The sequence below is a fragment of the Kitasatospora sp. NRRL B-11411 genome (assembly GCF_000721345.1).
GTDB lineage: Bacteria > Actinomycetota > Actinomycetes > Streptomycetales > Streptomycetaceae > Kitasatospora > Kitasatospora cineracea.
The window spans coordinates 12,991-28,101 of sequence record NZ_JOGH01000025.1; the positions used below are offsets into that span (position 1 = coordinate 12,991).

A 15,111-nucleotide genomic window follows, 5' to 3' on the forward strand; every position below is an offset into this window, starting at 1 on the left:
GCGGGCGGGGGAGGAGCGCGTGTCCATCCGGGTGCTGTCCCACCGGGACGTCCACCGGCTGCTGCCGCCCGAGCAGTGCGCGGCGGCGATGCGGGAGGCGCTGACCGCGCTGGCGGCCGGGCGGATCCACCAGCCCGACCGCCGCCCGGTGCTGGACCCGCCCGGCGCGGCCGGCCTGCTCGGCCTGATGCCCGCCTACCTGGCGGGGGACGAGCCGGCCTACGGGCTGAAGGCGGTCACGCTCTTCCCCGGGAACACCGCCCGCGGCCTGGACAGTCACCAGGGCGCGGTGCTGCTCTTCGACGGCTCCACCGGGCGGGCCCGGGCCCTGCTGGACGCCTCCGCGGTGACCGAGGTGCGCAGCGCCGCGGTGACCGCGGTGGCCACCGACCTGCTGGCGCGCCGGGACGCCCGGGTGCTGGCGGTGGTGGGCACGGGCGTCCAGGGCCGGGCCCACGTGCGGGCGCTGGCCGGGGTGCGCGGCTTCGAGCGGATCCGGGTCGCGGCCCGGGACGCGGCGAAGACCCGGCGGGTGTGCGCCGAACTGGCGGCGGAGCTGGGGCGGCCGGTCGAGCCCTGCTCGAGCGTGCGCGAGGCGGTGACGGGCGCGGACGTGGTGGTGACCGCGACCGACGCGGCCGAACCGGTGCTGCGCCGGGAGTGGCTCGCGCCGGGCTGCCACGTCAACGCGGTCGGCTCGGCGGTGGCGACCACCCGGGAGCTCGACGGGGCGACGATGGCGGCCTGCGACGTGTTCTGCGATTCCGTCGCCGCGGTGCGCGCCGAGGCCGGAGACTATCTGCTGGCGCTGCGCGAGGGCGCGGTCGGGCCGGACCTGCTGCGGGCCTCGCTCGGGGAGGTGCTGACCGGGGCGGCCGCCGGGCGGAGCGGGCCGGAGCGGCTCACGCTCTTCGAGTCGGTCGGCCTGGCCGCCTGGGACCTGGTCGCGGCGCTGCACGCGGTGGCCCGGGCCGAACGGCTGGGCGCCGGGAGCGTCGTGCCGTACTGACCCACGAGGCCGGCGGCACGGACACACGAATCGACAACAGGAGAAAAGTCACCGATGACGGCACGTCAGCAGGACACCCTCGACCACGGCGCCGCCTCCCCGAGCGGGCCGGACGGCGCGCGGGCGCTGGTGGAACGGGTGGACCGCTACTGCGACGCCGCGCCCCGACTGGGCGGGCGCGCCGAGGAGTTCGGTCCGTTCACGCTCTTCGTCCGGGAGGACGGCGGCGCCCCCTACTACGCCCGGCCCCGGCCGGGGGCCGGCGGGCAGCCGGCCGCCGCGGACGTGGCCGCGGTGCTGGAGCGGCAGCGCGAACTGGGGGTGCCGCAGGCCTTCGAGTGGATCGGGGAGCTGGCCCCGGGGCTGCGCGGGCTGCTGGAGCAGGCGGGCCTGACCGTCTCCGAGCACCCGCTGCTGGCGCTGTCCCTGACGGACCGTCCGGTGCCCGCCCCGTCCGGCTCCGGGTACCCGGTGCGGCTGCTGGACGCGGACGCGCCGGAGCTGGCCGAGGCGGTCGCGGCGCAGTACCTGGGCTTCGGCGCGCCCGGGACGGCGGTCGGCGAGGCCGGGACCGGGGAGCTGGCCGCGGAGGCCGGGGCCCGGGAGGCGGACGGCACGGTCGGCCGGGCCCGGGCCCGGCTGCGCTCGGGTGCGACGGTCTTCGCGGCGGCCCTGCACGAGGGGCGGCCGGTCGCGGCCGGCCAGCACAACCCGGTGGACGGCGCGAGCGAGATCGTCGGGGTGGCGACGCTGCCCGCGCACCGGCGCCGCGGGCTGGGCCTGGCGGTGACCGAGGCGCTGCTGGCCGACGCGGCCGCGCGCGGCGCCCGGACGGTGTTCCTGTCGGCGTCGGACGAGGACGTGGCGCGGATCTACGCCTCGGCCGGGTTCCGTCCGGTGGGAACGGCCCTGGTCGCGGAGCGGGAGGACGCGGGCTGAGCGGGGCGGTCCGCCGCCGGGGCCCGGCGGCGGACCGGGTCCGGGCGGACCCGAGCGGAAGTCGATGCGCACTGACCACAGTCGGACACGCATTCGACCACTGCGCATTCGGGGGAATCCGTGATCTCGCGTCGTACCGTCCTCAGAGCCGGCGTGGCAGCCGGCACCACGCTCGGCTCCGCCGGGCTGCTGCTCCCGGCCCTCACCGACGTCGCCCAGGCCGCCGACCTCGACGCCGCGAGCATCCCCCGGTTCACCCGGGCGATGCCCCTGGCGCCGGTGCTCCGGCCGAGCCTGGAGTCGAGCGGTGCGGCCTTCTACCGGATGACGATGCGGGAGACCACCGCGGAGATCGTGCCGGGCCTGCGCACCCGGGTCCGCACCTTCAACGGCAGCTTCCCCGGCCCGGTGGTCCGGGCCGTCTCGGGCCGGCCGGTGGTCGTCGTCCAGACCAACGCGCTGGACGTCGACACCGCGATCCACCTGCACGGCGGGCACGTGCCGCCGGAGAGCGACGGCGCGCCGATGGACCTGGTCCCGGCGCGCGGCGGCAGCCGGGCGTACGTCTACCCGAACCAGCAGCCGCACGCGAACCTGTGGTTCCACGACCACGCCCACCACATGGAGTCGGAGAACGTCTTCCGCGGCCTGACCGCCCTCTACCTGATCACCGACGACATCGAGCGGGGCCTGAACCTGCCGTCCGGGGACCAGGACGTCCCGATCGCGCTGCGCGACGCCCGCTTCGACAGCGACGGCCAGTTCGTCTACGTGATGGGCGACTTCCAGCAGCGCAACGTCATCCTGGCCAACGGCAGCGCCTGGCCGTACTTCGAGGTCGAGGCCCGCAAGTACCGCCTGCGCCTGTTCAACACCTCCAACCAGCGGTTCTTCAAGATCGGGCTCTCCGACGGCTCGGAGTTCACCCAGATCGGCTCGGACGGCGGGCTGCTGGCCGCGCCCTTCCCGACCACCTCGCTGCCGCTCTCGCCCGGCGAGCGCGCGGACGTCGTCGTCGACTTCTCCCGCTACCCGGTCGGCACCCGGCTGGTGCTGTCCAACGGGCAGGACGGCCCGGACGCGCTGACCGCGCAGCTGCTCCAGTTCCGGGTGGTCGCCGCCAAGGGCCCGGACACCAGCACCGTCCCGGACGTGCTGCGCACGCTGCCCGCGCTGCCGCCGGCCACCGCGTTCCGCGACATCGCGCTCAGCATGGACGAGGGGCCGGTCGCCCCGGGCACCGAGCCGCAGGGCTACATCAACGGGCGGGTCTACGACCCGGACCGGGTCGACACCGTGATCCCCTACGGCTCGACCGAGGTGTGGACCGTCACCAACACCAACCGCTTCATCCCGCACAACCTGCACATCCACCTGGTGCAGTTCCGGGTGCTGGAGCGCAACGGGCAGCCGGTGGTCTCGGGCCCGGAGAGCGGCCTGAAGGACACCGTCTCGCTGTTCCCCGGCGAGACGGTGAAGCTGCAGGCCACCTTCACCGGCTACCGCGGCCGGTACCTGTACCACTGCCACCTGATCGACCACGCGGCGATGGGCATGATGGCGACCATGCAGGTCGTCTGACCCGCCCCCGGGCCGGGAACCGCGTGCGGCGGCTCCCGGCCCGGGCCGGTTCAGTCCTCCAGCGGGACGATCTCCAGGCCGGCCAGCACCGCCGGGTCGGAGACCACCTCGATGGCGGTGATCCGGCCGCCGCCGATGGTGAAGCGCAGCGCGCCGCGGAGTATCCCCTCGGGCGCCCAGACCGCGTGGACGGCACCGCCGACCAGCGCGGTGCGCGCGCCCTGGGCGCGGCCCAGGAACGCGCCCAGCACGCTCTCCCGGCCGCGCAGCTCCTCGACCGGCCCCAGCAGCGGGACGGCGCGGTCGGCGCGCACCACCACCTCGGGGTCGAGCACCTCCAGCAGGGCGTCGAAGTCGCCGCCGCGGGCGGCGGTCAGGAAGGCGTCGACCACCTCGCGGCGCCGCACCGGGTCGGGGGCCTCGGGGGGCGTGCGGCCCTGCACCCGGCGGCGGGCCCGGCTGGCCAGCTGGCGGGCGGAGGCCGGGGTGCGCTCCAGGACCAGCGCGATGTCGTCGAAGGGCACCGCGAACAGGTCGTGCAGGACGAAGGCCAGCCGCTCGGCGGGCGCCAGGGTGTCCAGCACGACCAGCAGCGCGAGGCCGACCGAGTCGGCGAGCAGGGCCTCGTCCTCGGGCCCGGCGGTGCCGTCGACGGCGGCGTTCCCGTCCCCGGGCCGCAGCTCGAAGGACTCCTCGCGGCGGGAGGTGCGCGAGCGCAGCAGGTCCAGGCAGACCCGGCCGACCACGGTGGTCAGCCAGCCCGCCAGGTTCTCCACCCCGCTGGTGTCGGAGCGCTCCAGCCGCAGCCACGCCTCCTGGACGGCGTCGTCCGCCTCGGCCGACGAGCCGAGCATCCGGTAGGCCACCGCTCTGAGGTGGTCCCGGTGCGTCTCGAAGCGGTCGGCCAGGAACTCTTTCTCGTCCATCCGTGCTCTCTCGTCGCGGGCCTGCCGGTGGCGCGGCGGAACACCTCGGTCCGCCCCGGCCGCCCGGCCGCCGGGGGTGCTCGCGGCGGTCGCCCGGCCCGCTTCCCCCGGCGCCGGGCACCGGTCACGATACGCGGGGCGCGGCGGCTCGGGGGAGGGTCGACCGGTACCCGAGGCGGGGATGCTGCACTGGGCAGCCCCGTCGTCCGCACCGGGCCGTCACACCGGCGCCCTCCCGTCCGTCATCCCCCCGCAGACCCGACCAAGGATTGAGGCCGATGGACGGACAGGAGTTCCTCGCGGCGCGGTTCGACGGCCACCGCGACCGGCTGGCGGCGCTGGCCCGCCGGATGCTGGGCTCCGCGGAGGGGGCCGAGGCCGCGCTGCGGGAGGCCCGGCGCCGGCTGGCCGGGCCGGGCGGCGAGCAGCAGCTCGCGGACTGGCTGTCGATGCTGGTGGGGCGGGTGTGCGTGGACGCGCTGCGCGAGCGGCGCGGGGCCGGCGGCCGGGCGCGCCGCGGCGCGGGCGCGGCGGCCGGCGCGGTCGGGCCGGCCCTGCTGGTGGTGCTGGAATCGCTGGAGCCCGCGCAGCGGCTGGCGCTGGTGCTGCGCGACCTGTACGCGGTGCCGTTCGAGGAGATCGCCCGGCTGCTGGGCCACGGCCCGGAGGACGTCTGGCTGATGGTCGAGCTGGCGCACCGGCGGATCCGGGCCGGGGCCCCGCCGCGCGACCTCGACCCGGCGGCCCGGGGCCGGGTGGTCGAGGCGTTCCTGGCCGCGGCCCGGGAGGGCGACCCGGACGCCCTGCACGGGGTGCTGGCCCCGGACGTGGTGGCCCGCTCGGACGACGGCTCGGCGGTGGTGCGCGGCGCGGACGCGGTGGTGCCGGCCGCGGCCTCCTTCGCCCGCACGGCCCGGATCGCCCGGCCGGTGCTGGCCGAGGGCGGCGCGGACGTGGTGGCGGGGGAGGGCCGCCGGCGCCGGGTGATGGCCTTCGGGATCGTCAACGAGATGATCGTCGAGATCGAGGTGGTGACCGACCCCGCCCGGCTGGAGCGGATGGAGCTGGCCCCGCCCGGCTGAGCGCCGCTACCCGGGCCGGGCCGCCGCGTCCAGCGGCCGCGACCGGTCGTCCGGTGCTCCTCGAGCGGGTCTGGAGGCGGGGCCTGGACAGTCGTACCGGAAACCGGGGCTGCCCCGGGGAACGACGACGAGGGGATGGACATGTCTGGCTCACGTACGCTCTGGCGGGCGGCCCTGCTGGCCGCGGTGGCCGTGGTCGGGGTGGCCGGCACCTCGATACCGGCGTCGGCCACGCCGAGCCTCCAGGTCATCGCGGACCACCTGAAGAACCCGCGCAAGATCACCGTGCAGTGGAACGGCACCATCCTGGTCGCCGAGGCCGGCGAGGGCCTGCCGGGCTGCGCCGCGGGCCAGACCTGTGCCGCGCCGACCGGCGCGATCTACCGGGTCCAGGGCACCAGCCAAGGGCGCGTGGTGACCGGCCTGCCGTCGGCGGCCACCATCTCCACCACGCCGGGCTCGCCGGTCCAGGCCATGGGCCCGGTCCAGGTCTTCCCGGACTACTACAACGGCGGCTACACCGTCATCAACGGCTACGACGGCACCACCGACACCCGGGCGGCGCTCGGTGCGGACGGCGCCAAGCTCGGCACCATCGAGCGGACCTCGGACGGCTCGGTCGTCGCCGACCTGACCGCCTACGAGACCCAGTTCTCGCCGGACGGCCGCGGCCCGGAGAGCAACCCGTACGGCTTCGCGCCCTCCGGCAGCGACTGGCTGGCGATCGACGCGGCCGGCAACGACGTGGTGAAGGTCTCCGGTTCGACCCTGAGCACCCGGGCCCTGCTGCCGGACAACCAGGCCGCCAACGGCCCGGTCCAGTCCGTGCCTACCGCGATCGTCCCGGGCCAGAACGGCACCTACTACATCGCCGACATGGGCGGCATGCAGCCGGGCGCCTCGCGGATCTGGAAGCTGGCCCCCGGCCAGCAGCCGCAGGTCCTGGCCAGCGGGCTGACCAACCTGATCGACCTGACCACCGACAACAGCGGCAACCTGGTCGCGCTGTCGCTGACCACCGGCTTCGGCGCCAACGGCCCGCTACCCGGCGCGCTGTTCCGGGTCGACCCGTGCTCCGGCGCGGTCAACGAGATCCCCAGCGGTGGCCTGCTGAACATGCCCACCGGCGTGGCGGTCGGCCCGCAGGGCCAGATCTACATCTCCAACAACGGCAGCACCACCGACGGCCAGCTGGTGCGCCTGCGCTCCTGACCGGGGTGCGGCGGCGGCCGTGACCGCGCGAACGGAGAGCGGGGCCCCGTCCGGCCCCGCTCTCCGTTCGAGTGCCGTTCGAGCGCGACCCAGGCGGTGCTGCCGGGACCGGGGCTACGTTCCGGGAAGCGGTGGCCGGGAACGAGTCCGGCCCGCGTGCCGACCGTCCCGGGGAGAGCGCCATGACCGATCACGCCGCCACGTCCGTGTCCGAGCCCCGGACGGGGGTGTGGTTCATCGGCGCCCGGGGGTCCGTCGCCACCACGGCGGTCGCGGGCTGCGCGGCGGTGGCCGCCGGCCTCGAACCGCCGACCGGGCTGCTCACCCAGGGCCCGGAGTTCGCCGCGGCCGGGCTGCCCGCGCTGTCCTCGCTGGTCTTCGGCGGCCACGACCTGGACGGCTCCCCGCTGTTCAAGCGCGCCGAGGAGCTGGCCGAGCAGGGCGTGCTGCCGCACCGGCTGCCCGCCGCGGTGGCGGGCGAGCTGGCCGCGGCCGACGCCCGGATCCGGCCCGGCGGCCCGCTGCCCGGCGACCCGCGCGGCGACGAGGAGCTGATCGAGGCGTTCCGCGCCGACCTCGCCGACTTCGTCCGCACCGAGGACCTGGCCCGCGCGGTGGTGGTCAACGTCGCCTCCACCGAACCGGTGCCCGACCCGGACGCCCCCCGGCTGCCGGCCAGTTCGCTGTACGCGGCGGCGGCGCTGCGGGCCGGCTGCGGCTACCTCAACTTCACCCCGTCCGCGGGCCTGCACCACCCGGCGCTGCGGGCGGACGCCGAGCGCTCCGGCCTGCCGCACGCCGGGCGGGACGGCAAGACCGGGCAGACGCTGCTGCGCGCCGCCCTGGCGCCGATGTTCCGCCAGCGGGCGCTGGACGTGCGGGCCTGGTCGGGCGCCAACCTGCTCGGCGGCGGCGACGGCGCCGCGCTCGCCGACCCGGCCGCCGCGGCGGCCAAGAACACCGGCAAGGCCCGGGTGCTGCGGGAGAACCTCGGCACCGTCCCGCAGGGGCAGGTCCGGATCGACGACGTGCCCGCCCTCGGCGACTGGAAGACCGCCTGGGACCACATCGCCTTCGACGGCTTCCTCGGCACCCGGATGGTGCTGCAGACCATCTGGCAGGGCTGCGACTCGGCGCTCGCCGCCCCCCTGGTGCTCGACCTGGCCCGGCTGGTGGCCCGCGCCCACCAGGTGGGGATCTCCGGCCCGCTGCCGCAGCTCGGCTTCTACTTCAAGGACCCGGACGGCGGCCCGGCGGCGCTGGCCGAGCAGTACGCGGCCCTGCTCGACTTCGCCGCCGCGCTCGGGGCGGCCCGGTGAGCCGGGCCCGCGCCTGGGCGGAACTGCTGCGGGTCTCGGCCCTGTGCACCGTCCCCGGCGACGCGCTGGCCGGCGCCGCCGCCGCCGGGGCCCGCCCCGGCCGGGGCACCGCGCTGGCGGTCGGCTCCTCGCTCTGCCTCTACCAGGCCGGCATGGCCCTCAACGACTGGGCGGACCGCGCCGAGGACGCCGCCGAGCGCCCCGCCCGGCCGATCCCCTCCGGCCGGATCGCCCCCGGCGCGGCGCTGGCCGCCGCCGCCGGGCTGACCGCGGCCGGCGTCGCCCTGGCCGGCTGCGCGGGCCGCGCCGCCGGGGCCACCGCCGCCGCGCTGGCCGCCACCGTCTGGGCGTACGACCTGGGGCTCAAGCACACCCCGGCCGGACCGGCCGCGATGGCGGCGGCCCGCTCGCTGGACCTGCTGCTGGGCGCCGCCGCCACCCGCCCGGCCGGCCTGCGGGCCGCGCTCGGCCCGGCGGCCGTGCTCGGCGGGCACACCCTGGCGGTCACCGCGGTCTCCCGGCGGGAGACCACCGGCGGCTCGGCGGCCGCGCCGCTGGCGGCGCTCGCCGCGACCGCCGCGGCCGGGGCGCTGGCCGGCCGGCCGGAGCGCCGGGCGGCGGCCGCGACCGGGGCCCGCCGGGCCCTGGCGCTGGTGCCGACCGGGTTCGCCGCCTGCTACGCGGCCACCGCGGCCCGGCCGCTGCTGCACGCCGCGCTCAACCCGTCGCCGCAGCTCACCCAGCGGGCGGTGGGCGGCGGCATCCGGGCGATGATCCCGCTGCAGGCCGCGCTCGCCGCCCGGGCCGGGGCCGCGGGCAGCGCGGCGGCGCTCGCCGCCGCGGTGCCGCTGGCCCGCGCGCTGGCCCGGAAGGTCAGCCCGACATGAGCCTGCTGCTGGGTTACGGCACCAACGGGCTGACCGACCTGCGCCTGGACGACGCGCTGGCGCTGCTCGCCGACCTGGGCTACGACGGCGTCGGACTGACCCTCGACCACATGCACCTCGACCCGCTGGCCCCCGACCTGGCCGCCCGCACCGGGCGGCTGGCCCGGCGGCTGGAGCGGCTCGGCCTGCGGGCCGCGGTGGAGACCGGCGCCCGCTACGTGCTCGACCCGCGGCGCAAGCACGGCCCGACCCTGCTGGACGCCGACCCGGCCGCCCGGGCCGCCCGCACCGCTCTGCTGCTCACCGCCGTGCGGGTGGCCGCCGAGCTCGGCGCGACCGCCGTGCACTGCTTCAGCGGCGTCCTGCCGCCCGGCACCGACCCGGACACCGGGCGGCAGCGGCTGGCCGCGGCCCTCGAACCGGTGCTGGCGGCGGCCGGGCGGGCCGGCGTCCCGCTCGCCCTCGAACCGGAGCCGGGACAGCTGGTGGAGACCCTCGCCGACTTCCACCGGCTGCGCACCGCGCTCGGCGACCCGCCGGAGCTCGGGCTGACCCTCGACGTCGGGCACTGCCAGTGCCTGGAGGAGCGGTCCCCGGCCGACTGCGTCCGGGCGGCCGCGCCGTGGCTGCGGCACGTCCAGATCGAGGACATGCGCCGCGGGGTGCACGAGCACCTGCCGTTCGGGGAGGGCGAGATCGACTTCCCGCCGGTGCTGGCGGCGCTGGACGCCGTCGGCCACCGCGGGCTGACGGTCGTCGAACTGCCCCGGCACTCCCACGCCGGCCCGGACCTGGCGGCGCGCTCCCTGAGGTTCCTGCGAGACGGAGGCATCCGATGACCACCACCGCGACCGCACCGGACGGCCTGCGCGACGCGCTGCCGCCGTCCGCGCTGGCCTGGTTCGACGAGGCGCTGGCCCGGGCGGCGTCCGCCGGGGCGGACCGGACCGCCGGGCCGGGCGGCCCCGCCGCCGCCTGGGAGCCGCGCTTCGCCGAGGCCGGCCGCCGGTGCGGCCCGGCCGCCGCGGACGCCGTCCGCACCGCCCTGCTGCGCGCCGCCCGGCCCGGCCCGGCGGACACCGCCCGGCTCTACCGGCACGGGTCGGCGGGCGAGCGGCGGGCCGTCCTGCTCGCCCTGCCGGACCTGGACCTCGCCCCGGCCGAGGGGCTCGCGCTGGTCGAGGACGCGCTGCGGGCCAACGACACCTCGCTGGTGACCGCCGCCGTCGGCCCGTTCGCGGCCGCCCACCTGCCCGCGCACGCCTGGCGGCACGCCGTGCTGAAGTGCCTGTTCACCGGCGTGCCGGTGGCCGCCGTCGCGGGCCTCGCCGACCGCTCCCGGGGCGACGGCGAACTGGCCCGGATGCTCACCGACTACGCGGCCGAGCGGAGCGCCGCCGGGCGGCCGGTGCCCGACGACGTCCGCCGCGTCCTGGCCCTGACCGAGGTGTGAGGAGAACACCCATGCGCATCTTCGACCCCCACATCCACATGACCTCCCGGACCACCGACGACTACGAGGCGATGCGCGCCGCCGGCGTGCTGGCCGTCGTCGAGCCCGCGTTCTGGCTGGGCCAGCCGCGCACCTCGCCCGCCAGCTTCTACGACTACTTCGACGCCCTGCTGGGCTGGGAGCCGTTCCGGGCCGCCCAGTTCGGCGTCGCGCACCACTGCGCGCTGGCGCTCAACCCGAAGGAGGCCAACGACCCGCGCTGCACGGAGGTCCTCCAGGAGCTGCCCCGTTACCTGGTGAAGGACTCCGTGGTCGCGGTCGGCGAGATCGGCTACGACTCGATGACGCCCGCCGAGGACCACGCGCTGGCCGCCCAGCTGCAGCTCGCCGCCGACCACGGCCTGCCCGCGCTGGTGCACACCCCGCACCGGGACAAGCTCACCGGCCTGCACCGCACCGTCGACGTGGTCCGCGAGTCGGCCCTCGACCCCGAGCGGGTGCTGCTCGACCACCTCAACGAGACCACCGTCAAGGCGGCCAAGGACGCCGGCTGCTGGCTCGGCTTCTCCGTCTACCCGGACACCAAGATGGACGAGCGGCGCATGGTGGCGATCCTCGCCGAGTACGGGCCCGAGCGGGTGCTGGTCAACTCGGCCGCCGACTGGGGCCGCAGCGACCCGCTGAAGACCGTGCGCACCGGCGAGGCGATGCTGCGCGCCGGGTTCTCCGCCGACGACGTCGACCGGGTGCTGTGGCGCAACCCGGTGGAGTTCTACGGCCTCGGCGGCCGCCTGGAGGCCGGCCCGGCCGCCGCCGCGGGCGCCCTGCACGAGGGCAACTCGGTGCTGCGCGGGGGCGAGTAGCCGATGCGCTTCGCCCACCCGGACGGCTCCACCGTCCACCTCGCCTACTGCACCAACGTGCACCGCGCCGAGACCTACGAGGGCGTGCTCGCCCAGCTGGGCGAGCACTGCGAACCGGTGCGGCGGCGGCTGGGCGCGGACCGGCTGGGCGTCGGGCTCTGGCTGGCCGCGGACGCCGCCCGCGCGCTCACCGCCGACCGGCGGCTGGTGGACGCGCTGCGCGCCGAACTCGACCGGCGCGGCCTGGAGGTCGTCACCCTCAACGGCTTCCCGTACCGCGGCTTCGGCGCCGAGGTGGTCAAGTACCGCGTCTACCGGCCCGACTGGACCCACCCGCAGCGCCTGGCCTACACCCTGGACCTGGCCCGGCTGCTGGCCGCGCTGCTGCCCGAGGACGTCACCGAGGGCACCGTCTCCACCCTGCCGCTGGCCTGGCGCGCGCCCTTCGGCGCCGCCGACGCCGAGACCGCCCGGGCCGCGCTGGCCGAGCTCGGCGACCGGCTGGACGAGCTCGCCGAGCGCACCGGCCGCTCGATCCGGGTCGGCCTCGAACCGGAGCCCGGCTGCGCCGTCGAGACCACCGCGGACGCGGTCGGCCCGCTGCAGGCGGTCGGCTCGCCCCGGGTCGGGATCTGCGTGGACACCTGCCACCTCGCCACCTCCTTCGAGGACCCGGCCGCCGCCCTCGGCCGGCTGGCCGCGGCCGGCGTGCCGGTGGTCAAGGCGCAGCTGTCCGCCGCGCTGCACGCCGAGCACCCCGACCGGCCGGAGGTCCGCGCCGCGCTCGCCGAGTTCGCCGAGCCGCGCTTCCTGCACCAGACCCGCACCCGCGGGCCCGGCGGGCTGCTCGGCACCGACGACCTCGGCCAGGCCCTGGCCGGGCGGCTGCCGGACGGCGCCCCGTGGCGGGTGCACGTGCACGTCCCGCTGCACGCCGAGCCGGACGGGCCGCTGGCCTCCACCCTGCCGGTGCTGCGAGGCGCGCTGGCCGGCCTGGTCGGCGGCGAGCGGGCGCTCACCCGGCACCTGGAGGTGGAGACCTACACCTGGCAGGCGCTGCCGCCCGGCCTGCGCCCGCGCACCGACGCCGAACTCGCCGACGGCATCGCCGCCGAACTCGCCCTCGCCCGCGACCTGCTGGTCGACCTGGGACTCAAGGAGTCGCCGTGACCGCCGCCCCGAACCCGCTGCTGGTGCTGGACGTGGTCGGCCTCACCCCGGGCCTGCTCGCGCACATGCCCGCCCTGAGCGCCTTCGCCCGGGCCGGCTCCACCGCCCCGCTGGACCCGGTGCTGCCCGCCGTGACCTGCACCGCCCAGGCCACCTTCCTGACCGGCGCCACCCCGGCCGGGCACGGCGTCGTCGGCAACGGCTGGTACTTCCGCGACCTCGGCGAGGTGCTGCTGTGGCGGCAGCACAACGCCCTGGTGCAGGGCGAGAAGCTGTGGGACGAGGCCCGGCGCGCCCACCCCGGCTACACCGTCGCCAACGTCTGCTGGTGGTACGCGATGGGCGCCGACACCGACTTCACCGTCACCCCCCGGCCGGTCTACTACGCGGACGGCCGCAAGGAGCCCGACTGCTACACCCGGCCCGCCGAACTGCACGACGAACTGGTCGGCCTGTTCGGCCCGTTCCCGCTGTTCCAGTACTGGGGGCCGGGCGCGGGCCTGGCCTCCAGCCGCTGGATCGCCGAGGCCACCGGGCACGTGCTGCGCACCCGCCGCCCCGACCTGACGCTCTGCTACCTGCCGCACCTCGACTACGACCTGCAGCGCTTCGGCCCCGACGACCCCCGCTCGCACCGGGCCGCCGCCGAGCTCGACGAGGTGGTGGCGCCGCTGCTGGAGGAGGCCCGCGCGCTGGGCCGCGGCGTGGTGGTGCTGTCCGAGTACGGCATCACCCGGGCCACCCGCCCGGTCGACGTCAACCGGGCGCTGCGCCGCGCCGGGCTGCTGGAGGTGCACACCCAGGACGGCATGGAGTACCTGGACCCGGCGGCCTCCCGGGCGTTCGCGGTGGCCGACCACCAGGTCGCGCACGTCTACGTCCGCCGCCCCGAGGACCTGGAGGCGGCCCGGGCCGCGCTCGCCGGCCTGCCCGGCGTCGACCTGCTGCTCGACGAGCGGGGCAAGAAGGAGCACGGCCTGGACCACCCGCGGGCGGGCGAGCTGGTGGCGGTCGCCGAACCGGACGCCTGGTTCACCTACTACTACTGGCTGGACGACGCCCGGGCCCCCGACTTCGCGCGGCTGGTCGAGATCCACCGCAAGCCCGGCTACGACCCGGCCGAGCTGTTCATGGACCCCGAGGACCCGTACGTGCGGGTGCGGGCCGCCGCGGCGCTGGCCCGCAAGAAGGCCGGCCTGCGCTACCGGATGGCGGTCGTCCCGCTCGACCCCGCCCCGGTGCGGGGCAGCCACGGGCGCCTGCCGGAGCGGGACGAGGACGGCCCGGTGGTGCTGTGCTCCGAGCCCGGGGCGCTCGACGGGCGGGTGCACGCCACCGAGGTGAAGCGGCTGCTGCTGCGGCTGGCCGGACTGTGAGCCGGGGGCCGCGGCCCCCGGTCCGGACGACACGACACACACGACGCACACGACGCACGAGGAGCGGACAGATGGACGGATCCACCCTGCGGGTGGCGGTGGCGGGGGCCGGCATCGGCGGCCTGGCGGCGGCGGTGGCGCTGCGGCGGGCCGGGTTCGACCCCCAGGTGTACGAGCAGGCGCCGGTGCTCTCCGAGGTCGGGGCGGGCCTGCACCTGGCCCCCAACGGGAGCCGGCTGCTGCACCGCCTCGGCCTGGCCGGGCGGCTGCGGGAGGTCGCGGTGCGGCCGCAGACCCTGCAGGTGCGGCTGTGGGACAGCGGCCGGACGGTGGCGGCCCAGCCGATGGGCGCGGCCTGGGAGGCGGAGTTCGGCGCCCCGCACTACACCCTGCACCGGGCCGACCTGCACCGGATCCTGGCCGACCGGGTGCCGGCCGGGTCGGTGCACCTGGGCCTGCGCTGCACCGGCTTCGCCGAGGACGCGGACGGGGTGCGGATCGACTTCGCCGACGGCACCAGCCGCCGGGCCGACGTGCTGGTCGGCGCGGACGGCGTGCACTCGATGGTGCGCCGGGCGCTGGCCGGGGACGAGCGCCCGGTGTTCGCGGGCACCGCGGCCGTCCGCGGCGTGGTGCCCGCCGAGCTGGTGCCGGACCTCTCCGCGGAGCACATGTACATCTGGACCGGCCCGGACGCCCGGGTGCTGGCCTGCCCGGTGCGGGCCGGCCGGGAGATGTCCTTCGTCGCGGTGGTGCCGGACACCGGCACCGCCGGGGACTCCTGGAGCCGGTCCGCCGACCCGGCGGACCTGGCGGCGGCCTTCGCCGACTGGGACCCGGCGGTCCGCCGCCTGCTGGCCGCGGCCACCGGGGCCGGCCACTGGTCGCTGTTCGACCGCGAGCCGCTGGCCCGCTGGAGCACCGCCCGCACCACCCTGCTCGGAGACGCGGCGCACCCGATGCTGCCGCACTACGGGCAGGGCGCCAGCCAGGCGTTCGAGGACGCGGTCGTGCTGGCCTCCTGCCTGGCCGACCGCGGCGAGGGCCCGGAGGGCGTCGCCGGGGCGCTGGCCCGCTACCAGGAGCTGCGCCTGGCGCACACCTCGCGGGTGCGCGCGGAGTCGCTGGGCGGCGGCTCGCAGCGCCTGGGCGGGCGCCGGGAGGGCGAGATGTCCTCGATGGTGCAGGACATCGCCTGGGTGCAGCGCCACGACGCGGAGCGGGAGCTCGCCCCGGCTGCGGCGAGGTAGCGGGACCCGGCCCCCGACGGGGCGGCAGCGGCGCACCGGGCGCC

The 15,111-nt window shown here is 77.3% G+C and carries 14 protein-coding genes; 13 read left to right on the forward strand and 1 reads right to left on the reverse strand.

The features are described 5' to 3' along the window. The first annotated feature begins 19 nt into the window (after window positions 1-19). The 3 genes from IH44_RS0114800 to IH44_RS0114810 all read left to right on the forward strand — a co-directional run bounded on the left by IH44_RS0114800 (window position 20) and on the right by IH44_RS0114810 (window position 3,529). A complete protein-coding gene (locus tag IH44_RS0114800; protein ID WP_035955141.1) occupies window positions 20-1,009 on the forward strand; it encodes an ornithine cyclodeaminase family protein in 990 nt (329 codons plus the stop codon). A gap of 54 nt (window positions 1,010-1,063) precedes the next feature. Further along, the gene (locus tag IH44_RS0114805; RefSeq protein WP_081966899.1) at window positions 1,064-1,948 is read left to right on the forward strand and encodes a GNAT family N-acetyltransferase; all 885 of its coding nucleotides are present in this window, start codon (window positions 1,064-1,066) and stop codon (window positions 1,946-1,948) included. Window positions 1,949-2,101: 153 nt separating this feature from the next. After that, the gene (locus IH44_RS0114810) at window positions 2,102-3,529 is read left to right on the forward strand and encodes a multicopper oxidase family protein (RefSeq protein ID WP_232794946.1); all 1,428 of its coding nucleotides are present in this window, start codon (window positions 2,102-2,104) and stop codon (window positions 3,527-3,529) included. A gap of 50 nt (window positions 3,530-3,579) precedes the next feature. Here the strand turns inward: IH44_RS0114810 and IH44_RS0114815 are convergent, their stop codons facing one another. After that, the gene (locus IH44_RS0114815) at window positions 3,580-4,455 is read right to left on the reverse strand and encodes a sigma-70 family RNA polymerase sigma factor (RefSeq protein ID WP_030460000.1); all 876 of its coding nucleotides are present in this window, start codon (window positions 4,453-4,455) and stop codon (window positions 3,580-3,582) included. A gap of 278 nt (window positions 4,456-4,733) precedes the next feature. On the opposite strand from IH44_RS0114815, the gene IH44_RS0114820 reads away from it, so the two are divergent. The 10 genes from IH44_RS0114820 to IH44_RS0114865 all read left to right on the forward strand — a co-directional run bounded on the left by IH44_RS0114820 (window position 4,734) and on the right by IH44_RS0114865 (window position 15,067). Continuing rightward, on the forward strand, window positions 4,734-5,537 hold the full coding sequence (locus IH44_RS0114820) for a hypothetical protein (protein ID WP_030460001.1): 804 nt from the start codon (window positions 4,734-4,736) through the stop codon (window positions 5,535-5,537). Window positions 5,538-5,678: 141 nt separating this feature from the next. Then, on the forward strand, window positions 5,679-6,749 hold the full coding sequence (locus IH44_RS0114825; protein ID WP_157852318.1) for a ScyD/ScyE family protein: 1,071 nt from the start codon (window positions 5,679-5,681) through the stop codon (window positions 6,747-6,749). A gap of 182 nt (window positions 6,750-6,931) precedes the next feature. Further along, window positions 6,932-8,068 (forward strand): inositol-3-phosphate synthase, encoded by a 1,137-nt coding sequence (locus tag IH44_RS0114830; RefSeq protein ID WP_030460003.1) that lies wholly within the window; start codon window positions 6,932-6,934, stop codon window positions 8,066-8,068. Beyond that, window positions 8,065-8,955 (forward strand): SCO3242 family prenyltransferase, encoded by an 891-nt coding sequence (locus tag IH44_RS0114835; RefSeq protein WP_030460004.1) that lies wholly within the window; start codon window positions 8,065-8,067, stop codon window positions 8,953-8,955. Before IH44_RS0114830 ends, IH44_RS0114835 begins: the two co-directional genes overlap by 4 nt. After that, window positions 8,952-9,794, forward strand: coding sequence for a sugar phosphate isomerase/epimerase (locus IH44_RS0114840; protein ID WP_030460005.1), 843 nt, complete (start codon window positions 8,952-8,954; stop codon window positions 9,792-9,794). Before IH44_RS0114835 ends, IH44_RS0114840 begins: the two co-directional genes overlap by 4 nt. Then, window positions 9,791-10,408, forward strand: a complete 618-nt coding sequence (locus IH44_RS0114845) for an EboA domain-containing protein (RefSeq protein WP_030460006.1) — start codon at window positions 9,791-9,793, stop codon at window positions 10,406-10,408. Before IH44_RS0114840 ends, IH44_RS0114845 begins: the two co-directional genes overlap by 4 nt. Before the next feature lie 11 nt (window positions 10,409-10,419). Further along, window positions 10,420-11,271, forward strand: a complete 852-nt coding sequence (locus IH44_RS0114850) for a TatD family hydrolase (RefSeq protein WP_030460007.1) — start codon at window positions 10,420-10,422, stop codon at window positions 11,269-11,271. A gap of 3 nt (window positions 11,272-11,274) precedes the next feature. Further along, entirely contained in the window at window positions 11,275-12,441 is a 1,167-nt protein-coding gene (eboE, locus tag IH44_RS0114855) for a metabolite traffic protein EboE (protein WP_030460008.1), read from the forward strand. Next, window positions 12,438-13,817 (forward strand): nucleotide pyrophosphatase/phosphodiesterase family protein, encoded by a 1,380-nt coding sequence (locus tag IH44_RS0114860; RefSeq protein WP_030460009.1) that lies wholly within the window; start codon window positions 12,438-12,440, stop codon window positions 13,815-13,817. The genes eboE and IH44_RS0114860 overlap by 4 nt, the downstream gene beginning before the upstream one ends. Before the next feature lie 71 nt (window positions 13,818-13,888). Then, complete coding sequence (locus IH44_RS0114865) at window positions 13,889-15,067, forward strand: FAD-dependent monooxygenase (protein WP_030460010.1); 1,179 nt, start codon at window positions 13,889-13,891, stop codon at window positions 15,065-15,067. Window positions 15,068-15,111: the final 44 nt, after the last annotated feature.